At 53.1% G+C, this 21,926-nt stretch carries 14 protein-coding genes; 8 read left to right on the top strand and 6 right to left on the bottom strand.

Going from position 1 to position 21,926, the window contains the following annotated elements; translation table 11 throughout:
- Positions 1-6: 6 nt before the first annotated feature.
- The 6 genes from B0D95_RS09010 to B0D95_RS08985 are packed head-to-tail and all read right to left on the bottom strand — an operon-like array spanning position 7 to position 6,736.
- Positions 7-1,125, bottom strand: a complete 1,119-nt coding sequence (locus B0D95_RS09010; protein ID WP_246841762.1) for a glycoside hydrolase family 5 protein — start codon at positions 1,123-1,125, stop codon at positions 7-9.
- The gene (locus B0D95_RS09005) at positions 1,122-2,294 is read right to left on the bottom strand and encodes a glycosyltransferase family 4 protein (protein WP_078043593.1); all 1,173 of its coding nucleotides are present in this window, start codon (positions 2,292-2,294) and stop codon (positions 1,122-1,124) included. Before B0D95_RS09005 ends, B0D95_RS09010 begins: the two co-directional genes overlap by 4 nt.
- Complete coding sequence (locus tag B0D95_RS09000) at positions 2,284-3,576, bottom strand: polysaccharide biosynthesis protein GumE (protein WP_078043592.1); 1,293 nt, start codon at positions 3,574-3,576, stop codon at positions 2,284-2,286. The genes B0D95_RS09005 and B0D95_RS09000 overlap by 11 nt, the downstream gene beginning before the upstream one ends.
- A 23-nt stretch (positions 3,577-3,599) precedes the next feature.
- On the bottom strand, positions 3,600-4,487 hold the full coding sequence (locus tag B0D95_RS08995; RefSeq protein ID WP_078043591.1) for a polysaccharide biosynthesis tyrosine autokinase: 888 nt from the start codon (positions 4,485-4,487) through the stop codon (positions 3,600-3,602).
- A gap of 48 nt (positions 4,488-4,535) precedes the next feature.
- Positions 4,536-5,879 carry a Wzz/FepE/Etk N-terminal domain-containing protein gene (locus B0D95_RS08990; protein ID WP_078043590.1) on the bottom strand — a complete coding sequence of 448 codons (1,344 nt, stop codon included), beginning with the start codon at positions 5,877-5,879 and terminating at the stop codon, positions 4,536-4,538.
- A gap of 26 nt (positions 5,880-5,905) precedes the next feature.
- Positions 5,906-6,736, bottom strand: coding sequence for a polysaccharide biosynthesis/export family protein (locus B0D95_RS08985; RefSeq protein ID WP_078043589.1), 831 nt, complete (start codon positions 6,734-6,736; stop codon positions 5,906-5,908).
- A gap of 427 nt (positions 6,737-7,163) precedes the next feature.
- Here B0D95_RS08985 and glyA point away from each other — a divergent pair, with 427 nt between their 5' ends.
- The 8 genes from glyA (at position 7,164) to nrdR (ending at position 21,890) form a co-directional block, all read left to right on the top strand.
- Positions 7,164-8,429 (top strand): serine hydroxymethyltransferase, encoded by a 1,266-nt coding sequence (gene glyA, locus B0D95_RS08980; protein ID WP_078043588.1) that lies wholly within the window; start codon positions 7,164-7,166, stop codon positions 8,427-8,429.
- Positions 8,430-8,681: 252 nt separating this feature from the next.
- On the top strand, positions 8,682-9,410 hold the full coding sequence (locus B0D95_RS08975; protein WP_078043587.1) for a hypothetical protein: 729 nt from the start codon (positions 8,682-8,684) through the stop codon (positions 9,408-9,410).
- Between the two features lie 153 nt (positions 9,411-9,563).
- On the top strand, positions 9,564-11,060 hold the full coding sequence (locus tag B0D95_RS08970) for a zinc-dependent metalloprotease (protein ID WP_078043586.1): 1,497 nt from the start codon (positions 9,564-9,566) through the stop codon (positions 11,058-11,060).
- A gap of 709 nt (positions 11,061-11,769) precedes the next feature.
- Complete coding sequence (locus tag B0D95_RS08960) at positions 11,770-12,816, top strand: M12 family metallo-peptidase (protein ID WP_078043584.1); 1,047 nt, start codon at positions 11,770-11,772, stop codon at positions 12,814-12,816.
- A 712-nt stretch (positions 12,817-13,528) separates the two neighbouring features.
- Entirely contained in the window at positions 13,529-14,563 is a 1,035-nt protein-coding gene (locus tag B0D95_RS08955) for an OmpA family protein (protein ID WP_078043583.1), read from the top strand.
- A 36-nt stretch (positions 14,564-14,599) separates the two neighbouring features.
- Entirely contained in the window at positions 14,600-20,452 is a 5,853-nt protein-coding gene (locus tag B0D95_RS08950; RefSeq protein ID WP_246841761.1) for a thrombospondin type 3 repeat-containing protein, read from the top strand.
- 173 nt (positions 20,453-20,625) lie between these two features.
- A complete protein-coding gene (locus tag B0D95_RS08945; protein WP_078043582.1) occupies positions 20,626-21,291 on the top strand; it encodes a hypothetical protein in 666 nt (221 codons plus the stop codon).
- Between the two features lie 131 nt (positions 21,292-21,422).
- A complete protein-coding gene (gene nrdR, locus B0D95_RS08940; RefSeq protein ID WP_078045681.1) occupies positions 21,423-21,890 on the top strand; it encodes a transcriptional regulator NrdR in 468 nt (155 codons plus the stop codon).
- Positions 21,891-21,926 lie beyond the last annotated feature (36 nt).

The raw sequence follows: 21,926 nt of genomic DNA, 5'->3' as shown, positions 1-21,926 counted from the left end.
GCGGCATCAGGGGTGAGGCGTTGGTGGTTCGGGTGGGCTGTTGTCGCTGCCAGGGTCTGAGTAGAAAAAATGTTTTAACGGTTCCCATTGGGGGGCAACCGGCTGATTGGCACCGCTCAGCGCCAGCGGGTAATTTCCCCACCAACTGCCTGCGGCCCAGTAGCTCCAACCGCGCCAGGTGCTGTTTTCCATCAGGCTTAATAAGTGAGTGAGGGTGAGCAGGCATTCGCTGTCGGGTGGTACACCAAACTCCCCCAAAAACAGGGTTTGCTGATGGCTGTTTGCCCAGGCGGTGATGCGTTCGAATTTGGCGGTAAAGTCAGCGGCGGCGCGGCAACCTGCTCCTGTCTTTGCAGTGTGGGTGCCGGAATAGTCGCTGTCGGTGTACTGGTGCACCTCGATAATGGCGCGCTTAAGTGGGTCTTGCAGGTCATCAAACTCGCTGGCGTTGCTGTATTGCAAGCCGGAAAACCAATCGTGTACGCCGCTCCAACGGCCGCCGCTGACAAACACCAGATTGCTGGCATCGGCCGCGCGCAGGGCGGCAAGGGTTTGTTTGGCGATGACGGCCCACTGGCTCAATGGGATGTTAGCCGGTTCGTTCATCAGCCCGAAGGCAGCCTGATTGGCGTCGGGAAATTCAGTAGCTAGTGTCAGCCAGAAGGCGATAAACATATCGCTCAGGGTACTGCCAGCGGGTGCCGGTTCGGGCAGTGGGTCACCCAGTTTGTATTGGCGGTATTTGGCGTAATTGTGAACATCCAGCAGCACACACAAACCGGCAGCGCTGGCGTTATTGACCGCCGTGCGCAGGCGCCCCAGTTCAGCCCCATCAAGCGCGCCGTAGAGTGATTGTTGCAGCCGCTCCCAGCGAAATGGCAGGCGAATCATATTGGCGCCCTGGGCGGCGATGTAATTCAGCTCGGCGGCGCTGGGGTAGGTGTAATCCTTGAAGGCAATACCGGGTAGGGCTTTGGTATTGAACTCGGCACCGGCCAGATTGACGCCGGTCAGCCGTGCCTTATCCAAACAGCCCGCCTGTAACTGTGCATGAAGCAAGAGCAGTAGCGCGCCGGTGAGCATGGCGATGACAGGTACCTGCTGCTGGCGCCCTTGGCGGTTCACTGTGCGCTCCTCCCTTGCTCTTGTGGTAACTGGTCGCGTCTTAGTTGTTCGTAGAGTGCGAGATAGCGATCCGCCACTTGTGGCCAGGCGTAGCGGGAGGAGAATCCTTGCGCGGCTTTCACACGCCCCTGGTAGGCGGCCTCGCCCTGATGGTGCAAATCCAGCAAACGGCTAATCACGGCGGGTATGGGAGTTGATGGTTCAATGCAGATGCCCAGGCCGGATTCGTTATGCAGCCGCTGAAAGGGTGGAATCCCGCTGAGAATGGGCGTAAGCCCAGCGCTCATTGCTTCTATGGGCGCTATGCCAAAGCCTTCGTGATCTGACAGGCAAATGAAGTAGCTGGCTTGTGCCAACAGTTGTTTGATCTGCTCATCGCTGGGGTTGGCGGCCAGGGTGACGGCGTGGCTGATTCCCAGCACACGGGTGACTTCCTGTAACTCGGCGAGGCTGTGATCGTACTCGCGCCCGGCGATAATCAGGCGCCACTCAGGGTGCTGCCTGAGCAAGGCGGCAAACAATTTCAAGGTGGGCAATAGCCCTTTGTTGGATGACCATCGCCCAAAGTACATGAGGGTTGGCGTGAGCTGGGGGGCGGCGCTGCCTGCGTACTTTTCCACATCCACCCCGTTCTCAATCACCTGCAATTTCAGTGGGCTTATGATCTGCCCAAACAGGTCGCCGTCATTCGCGCTGGTGGCTACCACCTGGTTGTAGGCATTGGCTGAGAGGCGGGTAATGCTGTGGAAATAGGCCTGTTTGGCGCGGGAGGCAAAGCGGGTATGAAAAAAGCCGCCGTGGGTGGAGAGCAGCAGGGGTCGGCGATGCAGCCATTTGGTGGCGGCGAGGAAATCGTAGAAGAAGTCCACGCCGTGCACATGAATCACGTCGGCGTCCCTTAGGTATTTGAACACGGCGGGGCACAGTGGGTAGCGGCTGGAGCCTGCATAGGGGAGGCGTATGACCTCTATGCCATCTATCCATTCCTGCGCTGGCAGTTGCTGGCTTGACTGACGGAACAAGCGATTGAGGGTAATGATGCGTGTAGCGTCTTGTCCCCGACGCAGTTGGTGGTGCGCGATATTGCGTACTACTTCTTCCATCCCGCCGATGGACGGCAGGTATTGGCGCACTATGTGGGTGACTTTGACGGGGGAATCAAGGGGCATAACGGCCTCCGGGATGGGTGAGTGGCCCGGGGGTAGCCGCAGGTTGCTGCAGGCTGCAGCCCACTAAAAACCAGAGTAAGCCGGCACTTTTGAGTGCAAAAAACGAGAAGCCACTGATGCAGAGAATCAGCGCAATGTAGAGCGAAACCATGGCGCGAAAGCGCTGGCTTGTGGCGGATTCCATCGGCAACAGCCAGAAGCTGCCCCAAAACACCAGGGTCATCGGCAGGCCAAAAGTGGCCAGGGTATGGGCGTAGCCCTCGTCGTAATAGACACGGGTATGGCCTATGCCGAGCAGCTTTAAGGCATCAAATTGCAGTAGCGCCCAGCCGCTGTAGGCCAGCCGTCCTTGCAGGTCATCATTGAGGATACGGCCTGTCTCATTGGGGGTGTAATGGCCGATGATCAGCAACAGCACAATGGCGGCAATCGGTGCCAGTACACAGAGGTTCAGCAGGGCGCCACGCACTAGCAGCCGCAACACAACAAAGCCGGTGACGGTCATCAGCGCAAAGCGCGAGTCGGACAGCACCATCATGACTACCGCAGCCAGTACAAAAAATATCCCTTCACGCCAGTGGCTGCGGGCCAGGCCCCAGGCGGCACAGAGGCTGGCAAAATTGCCGAGGGATACCGGCTCAAGGAATACCGAGGAGACCCGGTGGGGGCCGAGCAAACCGGGCAGCAGGGTGCGGCCTATGCCTTCCGGGCGCATACCGTTGGCTTGCAGGCGATCCTCGCGCACAAAACCCACGGCGGGGTCGAGTGAACCGATATTGACGTAATAGCTAAAGATATCGAACCAGCGGGTATAGGTATCCAGCAGCAGTAGCTCAAACATACCCATCGCCAGCACCAGGCTAATCGCGACCTTGAGCGCGCGGTCAGCCAGGTCCAGCCGTCCGATATTGCACCCCAGCCAGAAGTAACACAGGGGGATGGCAATATCGCGGAAGGCTTTGATATTGAGCTGCTCATTGGCTATGCCCAACAGGCAGAGCATGGCGGCAGAAAGGCAGGCGAGGATCAGCACACCCGGCAGTAAACGGCGCATCAGAAAGGGTACGCAGGCCAGCAGGATAATGGCTTCAGCAAGGCCCACCAGCGCGCGCGACATAGGTAATAACTGGGTGTTGAGCAGGCAGAGTACCAACTGGTAACCAACGCTGGCGACAACAATAAACGTGATCAGCCGCTGGTCGCTCAGCCAGGGCTGGTCCTGCACCCGCTGTGTACTGGCGGGCAGTGGTGGAAGGGGTGGGTAGGCCTGCTGGTAATTCATCCTTACCTCGTATGGCGTTGCGGTTAACCGAGCAGGGCTGTGCCCAGCAGGCGTACGCCCAATTCACGGAAGCGGCTGCTAATAGCGAGCAGGGCCTTGGTGTGGGTGACGTGTTGCCGGGCGATGAGTAGCGCCGCCCCGGCTTGGGCAGCGACCAGTTGGGCATCGCGATTGGAATCCATGGGCGCGGTATTGATCAGGGTGATATCAAACTGCTGTATCAGCGGATTAACCCGCTCCTGATAGTGCTTGCTGGCCAATAACTCCTGGGGGTTGGGTGCGCGGGTGCCTGCGGGGAGCACCCACAGTGAACGCACCTGCTCTATGGCACTGGGGGCGACGGAGGTGCGCTCGGCAATCCAGTCCGATAGCCCTGGCGCGTGCTCGGGTAAATGAAATAACCGGTTGAGCTGCGGGGCGCGTAGGTTGCTGTCGATCAGCAAGGTGCGCAGCCCAAGTTGCGCAAAACTGATGGCCAGGTTGGCAGTGGTGAGTGCTGTGCGCTCGGCATCTTCGGTGCTCACCAGTGCCACAGCGCGCTGCGGCTGGGGATTAAAGTAGCGCAGCATCAGTTCACTGCGCAGGCTGCGCAGGGCTTCGGCCTGGTTGCTATCCGGTTGGAACAGCGCGCTCAGGCGATGGTCGAGTTTGCTGGAGGCTGCCGGTGTCTGGGTATAGGCAAACTGTTCGGCCAGAATGGCATTAATGTCGTCGGCGCTGACCAAACCCAGATGCAAGGCCGCATCGCCAAAACGCAGTCCCTGTTTCTTTTGCATCGCGAGAATGGCATTCAGGTCAGCGGGGCTGAGCTTGCCCATGGCGACCAGCATAGGCCCCATGCGCGTGGACTGGCTCAGTGCGGTGGTTGTGGCGAGCGTCTGCTGGTCCAGTATCTGTAAGCGATCATTCATCTTGCGACCTCCTGGGTACTTCCTATGGGTGTCAGCATCTTGTGTTTATCAGCGAGGGATATAGGCAAGTACCGGTAGGCCTAGCCCCTGTTCAAGGTCCGTCACACTGCGAATCCGTTGATCCAGCCACTCCCAGCACAGCGCCATCGCAATGCCAAACAACAAGCCTGCCAGAGTGGCAAGCAGGGTGATCAGCAGGGGTTTGGGGGAGGTTGGTTGTGTTGGCACCAGCGCGCTGTTGAGTACAGCTATGTCAGTCGCGGCGATTTGACTCTCCAGTCGGGTTTGTACCGAACGGGCGAGCGCGGCGTCATAGGCGGCCTGGGTGTTATCCACCTCCTGCTTGAGCAGGGTCAGCTCATTGCGATTGCGGCTGAGTTGCAGTACCAGCTCCTTTTGCTGCGCCAGCTCGGCTTTTAATTGATCAGCGCGGGCTTGGGACAGCTCAACCGACGACTGCAAGCTACTGCTAATCAATTCCAGCATGCGGTTCATTTGCTGCTTGAGTGCACCCACTTCACTGAGCGCCTGGCGGTATTGGGGGTGGTTTTCGCCCACCTGGGTTGCCAACTCGGTCAGGCGCGCCTGCGCCTGCGCCAGGTCGGTTGCCAGCTTTTGCATTTGGGGGTTATCCAGCGCGCGGGTCTCCAGTTGGCCGCGCTTGGTGTTGGCAATCTGGTCGCTGCGGCTTTGGGAGTTCAAACGCTCGTTTTGTACCGCCATCAGCATGGACGACAGATCGGCGAGCTTGCTGGATTCCAGATCCAGTCGGTCAGAGGAGGCGAGTATGCCGTGCTCTTCCTGATAGGTGGAAAGCGCATTTTGCTTGTCGATCAACTCTTGCCGTAGTGCGGCAAGTTGCTGGTTGTACCACTGGCTGGTCTGCTTCGCGGGTTCAATGCGCAGCTCAAGGTTGGTGTAGATATAAGCCTCGGCAAAGGCGTCCGCGAGCTGGGCGGCCAGGGTTGGGTCTTGTGCCTTGAAGGCAATGCTCAAGACACTGCTGTCGCGTTTGGGGATCACTACCAGCCCTTTGGCCAGAAAACTGAGCATACGGCGCTGATCGCTCTCCGGGTTGCCGGTCAGCCGAGCGGCACTGATCATCGCCGGGGAGCTGCCCAGCGCCAGTTGCTCGATCACTTTGCTGGCTACATTGCGGCTGCGGATGATGTCGCTCTGGGTTGCTAGGTAAGCGCCGGTCATGCGCGTCGGTTGCGATTGGCCGCTGATCGGATCAAGCCCGCGGCTGTCCACCAGCAGGTCAATCGTCGCCGTGTAGGATTTGGGGGTGAGCAGGATAATCGCCAGCGCAGCGACTAAGGCGAGTGCACAACTGGCCAGAATCGCCCACTTCCGCGCCAGTAAAATGCCTATCAAGCTATTCAGATTCATGCCTTGCTCCCGGGTGTTGATGAGGGCTAGAACAAGCTTTCCCTCACGACCAGTACATCGCCATCCATCACCTGATCATTGGGTTTGGCGGTTAACTCCTGCACCGAACCGTCCGCTGCCTGCCGAAATACCTTCACTTTGCTATCGCTGGCACGGGCGGTAGGGCCGCCGCCAGCACTGAGTGCCTGTCGGATATTCAGCGGGCGATCCAAGGGATACATACCCGGCGAGTGCACCTCGCCATTAATGTAAAAGCGGCCCGCATTGGGGACATAAATCGTGTCGCCATCCCGCAGCCAGACTGTTGGTTGCTGGCCGGCGTCGTAATTGAGCATCTGCTGTAAATCGTATTCGGTGCGCTCCTGGCGGCCATTGGCAAGGGGGCGGGTGAGGATCAGGCGCTCGCTGCCGCTGGGGGCGATACCACCGGCCCATGCCAGTGCCTGGGTCAAGCTGGTAGGGCCTTCCAATACTAATCGCCCGGGGCTGTTGACACGGCCGAGGATGGCCACCACCTGGCTGCGATACTTGGTGACCAGCAGGTTGACCTGGGCATTTTTGAGAAAGTTACCGGCCTCATAGCGCCCGGCGATCATTTGTGCGGCGTCGGCAGCATTTTTACCGGCAATCGCCAGTGTGCCTAATAGAGGAACTTGCACTGTGCCAGCGGCACTGACTTGAACTTCAGCGGTGAGCTCTTGTTGGCCGAATACCGTAATGCGAATTTCATCGCCGCTGCCAATCACATAGCTGCGCGGAGCGGTTGAGGTTTCTGCCCATACCAGCGCGCTGCACAGCAGCAGAAGGGCTGTGGTGAGGGAGAAACAAAAGCGGCCAAGGGGATAACAACGCATCATGTGTACTGTCCTTAATGATCTATACCCCGGATCACGAGGAATAAAACCTGTAGCTGTTACCTGTGTTGCAAAAGCGAGGCCCAAGTGGCGTGTTATCGCTAAAAATTCACGGAAATGCAGAGTAGGGCGCAAATAATGTTGTTTTTGGCGTCATATCGCCGATGTTTAGTGATTCTGGTCGGCTATGGCAGGGGGTGACACAGGGTCGTTTTCGCCGAAAATAACGGGTTTTTGTGCTCTTTTGGTGCGTTGCGACTCGTCGGGTGATAGTACATCAGGCACTGGCATGAATCGATTTAACGCTGTGTATGAGTTTTTTGCATGGAAGCTATTTGGGGGCATGGTGTACAATGCGCGCCTCCCTTTTTCACCTTCCCATCAACACCTCGGCCATACTCATGGTGCGCGGTTAACTCAGGAACTATCTATGTTTGATAAAAACCAAACTATCGCCTCTTTTGATCCCGAAATCTGGGCATCTATCGAAAACGAAGGCCAGCGTCAGGAAGAGCACATCGAGTTGATCGCCTCGGAAAACTACACCAGTCCTCTGGTGATGGCAGCGCAAGGCACCAAGTTGACCAACAAGTACGCCGAAGGCTATCCGGGCAAGCGCTACTACGGCGGCTGTGAATACGTGGATGTCACCGAAGCACTGGCGATTTCCCGCGCCAAAGAGCTGTTTGGTGCGGATTACGCTAACGTGCAACCACACGCTGGTTCACAGGCTAACCAAGCGGTTTACGCGGCGTTGTGTAATCCGGGCGATACCATTCTGGGTATGAGCCTGGCGCACGGTGGTCACTTAACCCACGGTGCCAAGGTGAGTTCATCGGGTAAATATTACAACGCTGTCCAGTACGGTCTGAACCCGGAAACCGGCTTGATCGATTATGACGAAGTAGAGCGTTTGGCTCTGGAGCATAAGCCAAAAGTAGTTGTTGCCGGTTTCTCTGCTTATTCACAAGTTGTGGATTGGCAACGTTTCCGCGACATCGCCGACAAAGTTGGCGCCTATCTGTTTGTGGATATGGCGCACGTTGCCGGTTTGGTGGCTGCTGGTTTGTACCCCAACCCGGTGCAAATTGCTGACGTTACCACCACCACCACTCACAAAACCCTGCGCGGTCCGCGCGGTGGTTTGATTCTGGCCAAAGCCAACGAAGAGATTGAGAAAAAACTCAACTCAGCCGTATTCCCCGGCGGCCAGGGTGGCCCGTTGATGCACGTTATTGCGGCCAAGGCGATCAGCTTCAAAGAAGCTATGACACCGGAATACAAAGCCTACCAAACACAAGTTGTGGTTAACGCCAAAGCGATGGCTAAAACCTTTATCGAGCGCGGCATTAATATTGTGTCCGGCGGTACTGAAAACCACTTGATGCTGGTTGATTTGATTGGCAAATCCTACAGCGGTAAAGACGCTGACGAAGCCTTGGGCAAAGCGCACATCACTGTGAACAAAAACGCCGTACCTAATGACCCGCGTTCACCTTTTGTTACTTCCGGTATTCGTGTAGGTACTCCTGCGGTGACTACCCGTGGTTTCAAAGAAGCCGAGTGTGTGCAATTGACCCACTGGATCTGCGATATTTTTGATGCGCTGGAAGCAGGCAATGCCGATGCGGTGATTGCGGATGTAAAAACCAAAGTGTCAGCACTGTGCAAACAATTCCCGGTTTACGCGGCGTAATCTAGCCCGCGTTATCGGTAGTGCTGGAAGCAAATGCTTCCCGGTAGCAAAAAGGCAGCCCCTGTGGCTGCCTTTTTGTTATTACGGCATTCACCAACCCAGAATATTCCTATCCGCTTCTGATTCTGTTATTTCTTTTCTTTTAAAAAATTGTGCAAATTAGACTTTGTTTTCACAAAGAGTAATAAAAACTGGATTTTTTGATCATTTTGGCGCATTTTTAAACAATTAAGGCAACAAGTTGATTGATCCATGAAAACCTTCCTTCCCGGTAATCTTATGCGCCCCTCCTTGGTGGTTGCAGTGGTTTTTTTGGTGTTGTTTGTATTGTTGTTTGTGGTGCATCGCATCACCCGTGAAGAGACTTTGTTAGTCCCAGATCAACGGCTGCAGCAAATGCTGGAAGAGTCGCCCCCCTTGATGACCGATCCCGCTGCCAATCCCCTGTTAGCGGATGCCAGAAAAGAATTGGCGCGTGCCCAAGGTATTCTGGCTGCGCCAGCCACTAAACCCGCTCCGCCGGCGGAGCCTCCACGACCAGATCAGACTACCGCGCCCGATGCCTGGCGCATGGCAGATTCGACTGCCGCCACCCCGTCTATGCCTGTGCCAAACGGCGTATCTCTGTATGAACCTGTGTCGGTCGATATGGATAACCCTGTATTTCCCGAGGCAGGGCAGCAAACCACCCTGACCTTACCGGGCGGTGAGCGCTTGAAAGTGAATGTCAAAACCAGTACCACCAACCCCAACGGCGACTACACCTGGCGCGGCCATCTTGATGGCTATGGCGCCGATGAGTATCCAGTAGTGATGACCTATGGCGGTAGTTCGGTGTTCGCCACCGTCACTACTCCCTCGGGCAGCTATACCCTGGAGTCGATTAAGGGAAGTGGCTGGATTTATAAAAATCCCTCGGAATTTGAGTTATCTACGCCGGGTGCCAGGGATTATCTTGAAATTCCACAGGATCACCCTTGATTCTCTGTGGTGTTAATCGCTGCGAGGCGAGGAGTCATGATGAAAGGCTAAAACGGTAAGGCAAGGCTTTGATGGATACGCGCAAACTCCCGGTGGGTTCCGGGTTTGTCAATCACGGAGGGTTTTCAGTAAAGTCAACAGAGAAATCATTCCATGAAAACAACAGTGCAAAACCTTATTCGCGTAGCGGCTATCGCCCTGATATCCGCTGCGTCACCCTCGCTGCTGGCCGCCTCCAATGTTATCGATGTGCTGGTGGTCTATACCAACGGAGTCGCCAATTTGTATGGCGGTAATCCAACAACCCGGATCAACCAACTCTTTCAGGTCAGCAACCAGATATACGCAGACAGCGGCGTGGATTTGGAAATTCGCGTAGCTGCCACCTTGCAGGTGAACTACACCGACGATAACAATGCTGAAACAGCCTTGAACGATATTACCTACAACCAGAACCCCGCATTTAATGGTGTAGCCGCCGCGCGCGAAAAAGCGAAAGCGGACATGGTGGTGTTCTATCGCCCCTATATGAACTCCCATGGGAGTTGTGGTGTCGCCTGGGTTGCTGGCAGTGCCAATGGCGTGTTCATTGCTGGCCATAAAGCCTATATGTTTGCCCACGTAGCGATAAATTCGTGTGGCGACTTTGTGACTGCCCATGAGTTGGGGCACAACATGGGGTTAAAACATTCGCGCAAACAGGATGGCGCAGGTGGTACTTTCCACTATGCATTGGGGCATGGGGTGATGAATTCCTTCACCACAATCATGGCCTACCAAAGCGAATTCAATGTGGATTACTGGGATGGTAAGGTCTACAAATTTTCCAACCCGGATTTGATGACCTGCAAGAATCAGCCTTGCGGTGTTGATCGCAACAATACCTCAACCGGTGCCGATGCGCGTTATGCGCTGAATATAGCTGCACCCCAGATCGCGGCCTATTATGCAGGTGCGCCCGCCAGCTCGTCCTCAGCGACCAGCTCGAGTACAAGTCTATCCAGTTCAAGCCTGTCGAGTTCAAGTCTGGCCAGTTCATCGTCAAAGTCTTCGAGTTCGGCCAGTAGTGTTTCTGGTACAGGGTTGGCCGAATTAGCGGCAAAAGTAGAATCCGCACGCTTGAATCATGTTGCGGCAGTGGCCGCCCTCAATGCCAATAAGCTGGCCATTACCGAAAAAACAGCCGCTGAGCGGACAGCAAAAACAGCGCTGACGGCTGCCACCACTGCGCTGACTACTGCCACTAAAAATTATGAGAAAGCTCTCGCCAACTACAACTCGCTGGTGGCACGCCTGAATGCTCTGCAGGTGCAGTTGAATGCCAGCTTATCGGCCTATCTCACGGCCACTACGGCGGCGGCTAAATCGGCCAAGCTGAATCAGTACAACAATCAGGTCAAGAGTTACAACCTCTTGCTGGAACAAGCGGTGAAAGCGCGCACCGATACCCTCGCTGCCCAGCAACAATTGGTTCCCGCCACTAACGCGGTAAATGCAGCGACAGTAAAAGCCAATGCCGCGACTATTGCCTTGGCCACTGAAAAAGCCAGAACAGCGGGCCTGACTGCCGCTGTTGCTAACGCCCTGGCGATTTACAATAACTTGCAAGCACAATACAAAGCTGCCTTGAAAGCCATGCCTAAAAAATAGTACCCGTTTGAACCTGCGTGCAACTTTGTCTTAACCCGGCTCAGGCCGGGTTTTTTATTGCAATAAAAAAATTAAGGCGCCAAGTGAGCCAAAATTTACCGCCTTCGTATAACTACGCCTTATATTTTTTCGCGATGAGTATTTCTACCTACAATTGACTATTCTTATAACAAAACAGCAAAAAAACTCTTACAAATAGATTTTATTTTTAGATAAGTAATAAAAAATGGATTTTGGCGCATAAATCCTCTACAATTTGATTAACTTGTGAGCTGTTGTGTTTTTGTGGTGCTTGCAAGTGAGGTTGTTGTTTTTCGGTAATTTGCGCGCGAAGGCTATGCCGCAATACCGAAATTTGCCGACTAGCTGGCGTAGGTTTTCGCCTATCAAAATGGAAGCCGAAAGGCTCTCGCACAAAAGGCACTTGCTGCTGAAGATTTTCCCCCAGCGTCATAAGGACTATCAGGAATCACTGTCGATCCCTGTGGTATCGCTATAGCCAGAATGTAAGGTTGTCCCGTCGCTATAGCTGCTCGTCAAACCCTCGGAAAGAACATTCGCATCACTCAAAAGTTTTCACGCTTTTTGGGACGGGCTTCTGCGCGCCAAAAAAAGCACCGCTGTGCCTCAGAGACGAGTGAGACACAGCCCAGGCATTCACCAACACATCAAGGAGGGCTCATTTACTTAACGTTACGAGAATATTTTTATGCGCACTATCCTGAAAAGCGTTACGCATATGATGGCGAGCTTTTTTGTTTTGATTGCTGTTCCTGCTTTCGCTGCCAACAATGTGATTGATGTACTGGTGGTCTACACCAAGGGCACGGCCGACAACTATGGCGGTGACCCTACTACACGCATCAATCAACTCTTTCAGGTTACCAACCAAATTTACCTGGACAGTGGTGTCGATCTTGAGGTGCGTGTCGCCAGCACCTTAATGGTGGATTACACCGATGAAAACTCTGCAGAAACGGCCTTGCAGGATATTACTTTCAATCGCGACCCGGCTTTTAACCCGGTAGCTGCTGCGCGTGCGCAGGCCAATGCCGATATGGTGATTCTGTATCGCCCTTATAAGGCGATCCATGGCAATTGCGGTTTGGCCTGGACTGGCGGCACGGATACCCAAGGGGACTTTTCTGATCCCTCACTCAAAGACTTCATGTTTGCCCATATTGCCTTTGATGGTTGTGGCGATTTTATGACTGCGCATGAGTTGGGGCACAACATGGGGTTGCGTCATTCGCGCAAACAGGATGGTAAAGGCGCCACGTTTGATTACGCATTGGGGCACGGTGAAGACAATAAATTCACAACCATCATGGCTTATCAAAGCGCATTTAATGTGGATTATTGGGACGGCAAGGTTTACAAATTTTCCAGCCCGACGCTGAACTGTAAGGGTTCACCTTGCGGTGTCGATCGTACTAATACTGCAAGCGGCGCAGATGCGGTGTATGTATTGAATATTACCGGCCCGCAAATTGCGAAATTTTTTGCAGCGGCTGCAAGTGCAAGCTCTGCTTCGAGTGTGGCAACCAGTTCAATGCAGTCTTCCAGCCGTGCAGCAAATGCCACCGGCGATAACCTGCCCAGTGCTACCTCTTCAGTAGCGACAGGTGGCGCGGTAAGCGGAGGTTCAGGTGGCGGCAGCTCAGGTGGTGGAGGCGGTGCATTCCCTCTCTTTTTAACGCTGTTGTTGAGTGTATTGGTATTTGCGCGCCGCGCCAGGGTTCCGGTTTCTGCATAAATTAATAAATGACGCGCCCATATTTTATGGGCGCTGTTATAAGCTGCTTTGTGATTATTTTATGTGCCAACAGAGCTTCGTTGTTTTTCTGTAAGGTGATGTAATTTATTTTTTTATTTTTAATGTCGATGGTTTTTCTTATTTTGGCGACATCCTGTTTTATGTTTTTCGCGCCTCGCTGTTAAATCTCATTCGATAAATTAAAAAGTTAAATTATTTTTTTAATTTTAAAATTATTTAATTTGTCGTTTAATTTTCCTTTTTGGCTAATTTCTTTAGTTATGTAATTTAAGGTTTTATTTTTTTATAGAAATATGATCTATCTGCATGGTTGCTTTGTGTTTCTCCATTGCTAGTCTCCTAATTGAAAGCAATGATTTCTGTGTCTTGGAAGATTGCAGAGTTTTTTATTTTTTCTCTGCGGTGTTATTGCAATCTGGATTGTAAGGAGTGACTGACGTGAATAGATCGTTTCCTCTTATTCTAAAAAAATACTTCTTTTGTACTTCCTTTTCGTGCTTTTCCTCGATTTCCTGTTTTTCTTCTTCCTGATTTTTTGATGCCCGGAAAAACCTTGCCTGCTAATAAAAATGTTGTCCGGTGATTTTTCAATAGCGTTTGTTGGGTTTTTCTGAACCAGTTTTTTTTGGGTTTTTATTTTTTTGGCGAATTTTCGTCATGGCATTGCTTTGCCTGTTCTGAGGGAATACTTATGAAAAATGTATATTCGGCCAGAGTGTGTTTTGCGTGGGTGGCATTGCTGGGTTTATCGAATGCTGCTTTTTCTGATAGCACTGAGCCTTATTCGAGCGGTTATTTGGGGGCGCGTATTGGCTATTCACACAATGATAATTCCTGCCTCGATACCGCGCTTGTGTGCGATAAAGACGAAGCAGCCTACGGTGTTTTTGCCGGATATGATTTTAATCGCCGCCTTGCTCTGGAATTGTCCGTGAATGATATCGGCGATTCTGTGGCGAAATATCCCGGTGCGACTATGGAAGGAGAATTGCGCGAGATTGATTTGGCGTTAAAGGTATCTTACCCGCTTTATCAGAAAACCCGTATTTACGGAAAACTCGGTGCAGCCTATTGGGATGGTGAAGTAACCGGGGGTGCCACCAAACTTGATGGCTCAGGTGTGCGCCCGTTAATTGGTGGCGGTATTGAATTACCGCTGTCAGATCGCTGGACTACTCGTTTGGAATATCAATACATAGATCAAGTGGGCGATAGCGAAATGGGGCGTGCTAATGCCAATTTTGTTGGCCTGTCATTGGTGTGGAATTTTGCATCTCGCCTGCGCAAAACACCTGAGGCTGTCGTTGCTGCACCTGAACCGGCACCACAAGTGCAACCTGTTCAAGCAGCGCCTGAGCCTGTTGCAGATCAGCGCATTATTGTTGATGAGCAGGTCGGTGGTCCTTTATTTGATTTTGATAAATCCGTTATCCGCAACACTGCGGCTATTGATCCGGTTGTTGCGCAACTTATTCAGCATCCATCACTGGTTGTGAGCATCACAGGGCATACCGATGCGCGAGGTGCGACGGCGTACAACCAACGCTTGTCCGAGACGCGCGCGAAGGTGGTGGCACATTATTTACAGTCAAAAGGCATTGAGGCTAATCGCATCACTGTGCATGGCATGGGTGAGGAACAGCCTGTAGCAGACAATCAAACGGAAGAGGGTAGGGCAAAAAACCGACGAGTCGAGTTTGTCATTTCTGGCGCTAAAACTCGGTAGTGGTTTTTAAACTATTCAATACGCATGGTGGCTGTTATGAAAAATATACTATTGTTTTCGTTGTTGGTGTCGATGCTCGGGTTGACGGCGTGCGGTGGTGATGGCAATGGCTTCCCTAAAAATAATTCGAGTCAGGTGGCATCTTCAACGACTGTTGCCTCTTCAATTCCTTCATCTATTTCTGCTTCATCTGTTTCGTCATCAACGAGTTCTTCTTTGCCTCCTACTAATCCCGGTGAGGTGCCTAGCTCATTCTCATCCTCAAATAGTTCGTCGTTAAGCAGTTCGTCGTTAAGTAGCGCGTCTTCTTCGGTGATTACAGAACCGGGCGAACAACCTTTTAGCGATAGTGATAATGACGGTGTGCCCAATGGGCAGGATAATTGTCCCAATGTTGCTAACGCCGATCAGTTGGATACCGATAATGATGGTGTCGGTGACGCGTGCGATAGCGATATTGATGGCGACACTGTTGTGAATGCGCTCGACAACTGTCCTGCTGTTCCCAACATTGATCAAGCCGATTTGGACAATGACGGCATTGGTGATGTTTGCGATGCGGATCGCGATGGCGACACTGTGCTGAATGCCAATGACAATTGCCCGTTAATTGCCAATACCGATCAGGCCGATACCGATGCAGATGGTATAGGCGATGCCTGCGATAGCAACACAGATATTGATGGCGATGGCATTGATGACGGTGTTGATAATTGCCCGTTCAATGTGAACCCACTGCAGGAAGATGTTGATGGCGATGGCATAGGCGATGCCTGTGATAATGACAATGATAACGATGGTGTGCTCAACGCCCTGGATAATTGCCCGAATGCAGCCAATGGCAATCAGGCAGACCTGGATGGCGATGGCATTGGCGATGTGTGTGATGACGATCTGGATGGCGATGGTGTATTGAATGATGTCGATAATTGCCCTGTCACCGCTAACGCCAATCAATTGGATTCTGATGGTGATGGTATTGGTGATGTGTGCGATGCCGACCGGGATGGCGATGGCGTGCTCAATGACCTTGATAATTGCCCTGCCGTCGCGAACGCCAATCAGGCCGATGGCGATGGCGATGGAATAGGTGATGCCTGCGATAACAATACTGACACCGACGCGGATGGCGTGGATGATGGTGTCGACAACTGCCCCGCCGTGGCGAATCCACTGCAGGAAGATGCGGATGGCGATGGTATTGGCGATGTCTGTGATGGCGATAGCGACGGTGACGGCAGATTGAATGCGTTGGATAACTGTCCGCTAATCGCAAACCCATCCCAGTCAGATCAGGATGGCGACGGCATTGGTGATGCTTGTGATGATGATATCGATGGCGACAGTGTGCTCAATGCACTCGATAACTGTCCTCTGGTATCCAACAGTAATCAGGCCGATCAGGACGGTGATGGTATAGGCGATGTCTGTGATGACGACCGGGATAATGATGGCATTTTGGATGCGGTCGATAACTGCCCGACAGTCGCTAACCCTACACAAATCGACAGCGATGCAGACGGCATAGGCGATGCCTGTGACACCAATACCGACACCGATGGCGACGGTATTGATGATGGCTTCGACAATTGCCCGGCAATAGCCAACCCCAACCAGTTGGATACCGATGGCGATGGTGTAGGTGATAGCTGCGATAACGACATGGATGGCGATGGCGTATTCAATGCACTCGACAACTGTCCGCTGGTGGGCAACGTATCCCAGTCGGATCAGGATGGCGATGGCATTGGCGATGCCTGTGATGACGATGTCGATGGCGACAATGTGCTCAATGCGCTGGATAACTGCCCGTTGGTCTCCAATAGCAGCCAGTCCGATCAGGATGGTGACGGTATTGGTGATGCCTGTGACAGCGATAGTGACGGCGATGGCGTGCTCAATAACGTCGATAACTGCCCAACACTAGCCAATCCCAACCAGTTGGATACCGATGGCGACGGTATTGGTGATGCTTGCGACAGCAACCTCGACACTGACGGCGATGGTATTGATGATGGCGTGGATAATTGCCCCAACATTGCCAACCCCCTGCAAGAAGATAGCGATGGCGATGGTATCGGCAATGCTTGCGACAACGACGATGACAACGATGGTGTTCCAAATACCCTCGACAACTGCCCATTAGTTGCCAACAGCAGCCAGTTGGATACCGACGGTGATGGTATTGGTGATGCCTGCGATACCGATCTGGATGGCGACAACATACTCAATGCTGTGGATAACTGCCCGTTAATCGCCAACGCTGATCAGGCCGACCTGGATGGCGACGGTATTGGCAATGTCTGTGACGATGACCTGGATGGCGATAACGTCACCAACAATCTCGACAACTGTCCCGCCATTGCCAATACCAACCAGGCGGATCAGGATGGTGACGGTATCGGTGATGTGTGCGACGCCGACCGCGACGGTGATGGTGTGGACAATGCCATAGACAACTGTCCCATCACCGCTAACCCGCTTCAGGAGGATACGGATGGCGATGGTATTGGTGATGCCTGCGATGCCAACACCGATACTGATGGCGACTTGATTGATGATGCCACCGATAACTGCCCGCTAATTGCCAATCCCAGTCAGTTGGATACGGATGGTGACGGCATAGGCGATGCCTGCGATAACGACCTGGATGGCGATGGTGTTAACAATGTTGCAGACAACTGCCCATCAGTCGCCAACAGCAATCAGGTCGACCTGGATGGTGATGGTATAGGTGACGCCTGCGATAACGACATAGATGGCGACGGCGTGGACAACGCCCTCGACAACTGTCCTGTGAATGCCAACAGCAACCAGCTGGATACCGATGGCGATGGCATTGGTAATGTGTGTGACAGCGATGCCGACGGTGATGGTGTGTTGGATATCTCCGACAATTGCCCGCTGATTGCCAACCCCAACCAGTTGGATACCAATGGCAACGGGGTGGGTGATGCCTGCGACAGCGTAGTCGATATAGACGGCGACGGTGTGAATGACCTGCTCGACAACTGCCCGCTCATCGCCAATCCCTCGCAGTTGGATACGGATGGTGACGGCATAGGTGATGCCTGCGACAACGACCTGGATGGCGATGGCGTTGCCAATGGCGCCGACAATTGCCCACTCAACCCCAATGCTGACCAGTTGGATAGCGACGGCGACGGTATTGGCGATGTGTGCGATGTATTAACCGACAACGACGGCGATGGCATTGCCAACAACCTGGACAATTGCCCGCTTATCTGGAACGCCAATCAAGCCGATGCCGATGGTGACGGTATAGGTGATGTCTGTGATCCGGATATGGATGGCGATGGTTTCCTGGATCTGGTGGATAACTGTCCCACCATCGCCAACCCCAGCCAGCTTGATTCAGACGGGGATGGCGTGGGCGATAGTTGCGATAACGATATCGACGGCGACGGTGTATTCAATGTGCTCGACAACTGCCCCCTGGTAGGGAATCCAAACCAGGCGGATCAGGATGGTGATGACATAGGCGACGCCTGCGATAACGATATCGACGGTGACCTTGTGCTCAACGGTGTAGATAACTGCCCGCTGGTGCCCAATAGTAACCAGGCTGATCAGGATGGCGATGGTGTCGGTGATGCCTGTGACCCGGATCGCGATGGGGATGGTGTATTGAATCTCATCGACAATTGTCCTTCTGTTGCTAACCCGAGCCAGCTCGATACAGATTTGGATGGTTTGGGCGATGCCTGCGATGACAATACTGATACGGATGGCGATGGTATTGATGATGGTACGGACAATTGCCCGGCTGTGCCTAATCCATTGCAAGAGGACAGTGACGGCGATGGCATAGGCAACGCCTGTGATACGGATGACGATAACGATGGTATCCCGAATAACATCGACAATTGCCCCTTGGTCGCCAACGCCTCACAACAGGACACTGACGGCGATGGTATAGGTGATGCCTGCGATAACGACCGCGACGGCGATAGCATCCTCAATGCCGTGGATAACTGCCCGCAGGTATTCAATCCGGATCAGGCCGACATGGACGGCGATGGCATTGGCAACCTCTGTGACGACGATCAGGACGGCGATAACGTGCCCAACAACATCGATAATTGCCCTGCAATGCCCAACAGCACACAAGCAGATAGCGATGGGGATGGTATTGGCGATGTCTGTGACACGGACCGCGATGGTGATGGTGTGCCGAACGTCCTGGATAACTGCCCGAACATTGCCAATCCATTGCAGCAAGATACGGATGGTGATGGCATAGGCGATGCCTGCGATGCCAACACGGATAGCGATGGCGACCTTATCGATGACTCCAGTGATAACTGTCCGCTGGTTGCCAACCCTGACCAGGCTGATACCGATGGTGATGGTGTTGGTAATGCGTGTGATCCTGACATAGATGGCGACGGTGTGAGCAATGTGGTGGACAACTGCCCATTGATCGCCAACAGCAACCAATTGGATCTGGATGGCGACGGTGTTGGCGATGCCTGTGACCCGGATGTCGACGGTGATGGTGTGTTAAATGCCGTGGATAACTGCCCGGTCAATGCCAATAGCAACCAACTGGATACTGACCTGGATGGTATAGGCAACGTGTGCGACCACGATAAGGATGGTGATGGCGTATTGGACGTGTCCGATAACTGTCCATTAATTGCCAACCCCAACCAGTTGGACAGCAATGGCAATGGTGTGGGCGATGCCTGCGATAGTGTGGTCGACATAGACGGTGATGGCGTCAACGACCTGCTCGACAATTGCGTGGCGATCCCCAATCCCAGCCAGTTAGACACAGATCAGGATGGTATAGGCGACGCCTGTGATACCGACATTGATGGCGATGGTGTGACCAACGCCGCTGACAATTGTCCGCTCAATGCCAACGCGAACCAATTGGATACGGATGGCGATGGTATAGGCGATGCGTGCGACCCGCTAACCGACAATGATGGGGATGGTATTGCCAATCATGTAGACAATTGCCCGTTAATTGCCAACCCGGCGCAAACCGACACGGATCATGATGGTATTGGTGATGCGTGCGACCTGGATATGGACAACGACGGCATACTCAACCTGATTGATAACTGCCCCTTGGTGGCCAACCCCAGCCAGTTGGATACGGACGGTGATGGCATAGGCGATGCCTGTGATTTGGATTCGGATGGCGATGGTGTTCCCAACAATCTGGACAACTGTCCACTGGTGGCGAACGCTGACCAACTGAATACCGATGGTGACGCCTACGGTGACGCGTGCGATACCGACATCGATAACGATGGCATCTTGAACGCGTTAGACAATTGCCCATTGGTTGCCAATCCGACACAGTCCGATATTGATGGCGATGGCATTGGTGACGCCTGCGATACGCTGGAAAATGTCGCCTGTGCACCCGGCAAGCTGTTCGAGCCAGTGTTGGGTAGTGCAACCGTAACCCAAGGGTTGCGTGGCGTGCTCTGTATAGGCTGCGGCGTGACGAATCCGGCGTATATGGCATCCACCATTAACGATGCAGCAACCTTCGCGACACCGGTAGCTGTAGCCGCTTCGGTATGGGGTCGCGTTCAGGCGCCGGTAACCTATAGCGGTTCCAAACGCGTTGGGTTCCTGGTATCGCTACCCGTAGGCGTGCTGGATCTGAGCTTGCTCAGCAACTTGAAAGTCACTACCTATTTGAGTGGCGTACCGCAGCAAGCGTCTGCGTCCAGTGGCTTGTTGAGTTTGCAATTGCTCAATCTCACGGGTGACGCCACCAAACAGTTGGTCTACATGAATGCCACCAGTAACTTCAATCAGGTGGAGATTGAAAAAGCCGCGGTCCTGGGCTTGCTGGCCAACTTGAACGTGCATGCCTTGTGTGTTGCGCCTCCACCTTTATAGGTGGGTGCCTGGCTAGAGAAAGGCGGCCTTCGGGCCGCTTTTTTTATGTTGCCGCCCCTGCGCAATTCTATGTTGCTGCTAGGCTATTTTTTTAAGGCTGCTATTTTTTAAGGCGGTGTTTAATGCGCGGCCTTTCTATTTTTTAATTTGGTAATGACACACGGACGACGCGGATGACAACTCAATTTGAAGGCAAGCCCCGTTATTTTTTGCTCTTACTGATTCTTCTGGTGCTTATTGGCGCCATCTATTTTTTATTGCCGCCGCGCGATTACAGCGCATTGCCACCGGCAAGAGTGCCCGCTGAATCACAATCCGGTGAGCGTCCTCCCGCTGCTGTTCATTCTGGCGCAGCAGTATCAAGCGCCAACACAGAAAACATCACTGAACCAACTGTTAAACCGGCAGCTGCATCAAGTGCCGTTCCGGCGTGGCAGCGCAACAATACCGGTTCAACTGCTGTCGCTTTACCAGAAGGTGTGGTGATCTATGAATCTGTCACTATCGATATGAATTCCCCGGTGTTTCCAGGGCCCGGTGAGCAGGTTGCGCTGGAATTACCTGAAGGCGCTCTGGTGAATGCCACCGTCATCAGCAGCAATGAAAATCCTAATGGCGATTATTCCTGGCGCGGCTATCTGGATGGGTACGGAACGGATTATCCGGTGGTGATGACCTATGGCGCCAACTCAGTGTTTGCCACAGTCACTACGCCCAAAGGAAGCTACACCCTGGTCTCGGTAAGTGGCAGTGGCTGGATCTACAAAAATCCATCCGAGTTTGAACTATCCCAACCCGGTGTGGAGGATCATATGGAAATACCACACGAGCATAAGTAACTGCTGAACCGAATATTGACTGATAACGACAATTTCCAGCGGGCACAGCGGAGTGGTTTGGCGTGTGTTAAGGCTTATGCCGCGTTTGTGCTAGACTGCGCGCCAGTTTTTAATCGCTGGGGCTAATGATTATGCATTGTCCGTTTTGTAGTGCGGAAGATACCAAGGTTATCGATTCCCGCCTGGTGGCCGAGGGCGATCAAGTTCGCCGCCGCCGTGAGTGTTTATCCTGCCATGAACGCTTTACCACCTTTGAAGTCGCTGAATTGGTGATGCCGCGCATCATCAAGCAAAACGGCACCCGCGAACCCTTCGATGAAAATAAATTGCGCGCCGGTTTGTTGCGCGCGCTGGAAAAACGCCCGGTGAGCATTGAGGCGATTGAATCCGCCATTAACCACATCAAACATTTTCTGCAGGCCACCGGCGAACGCGAAGTCAAAGCCCTGTTGGTCGGTGAAAAGGTGATGGAGCAATTACAGAAATTGGATGAAGTCGCTTATGTGCGCTTTGCCTCTGTCTATCGTCGTTTTAAGGATTTAAATGAATTCCGTCAGGAAATAGATCGCCTTGAGCAGCAACCTGAAAATGAACTCTAACTTGAAAACAAACACACTCATCTGAAAACAAACGGC

This window comes from Cellvibrio sp. PSBB023 (assembly GCF_002007605.1).
Classification (GTDB): Bacteria; Pseudomonadota; Gammaproteobacteria; order Pseudomonadales; family Cellvibrionaceae; genus Cellvibrio.
This window is presented reverse-complemented; position numbering and strand designations above follow the sequence as displayed.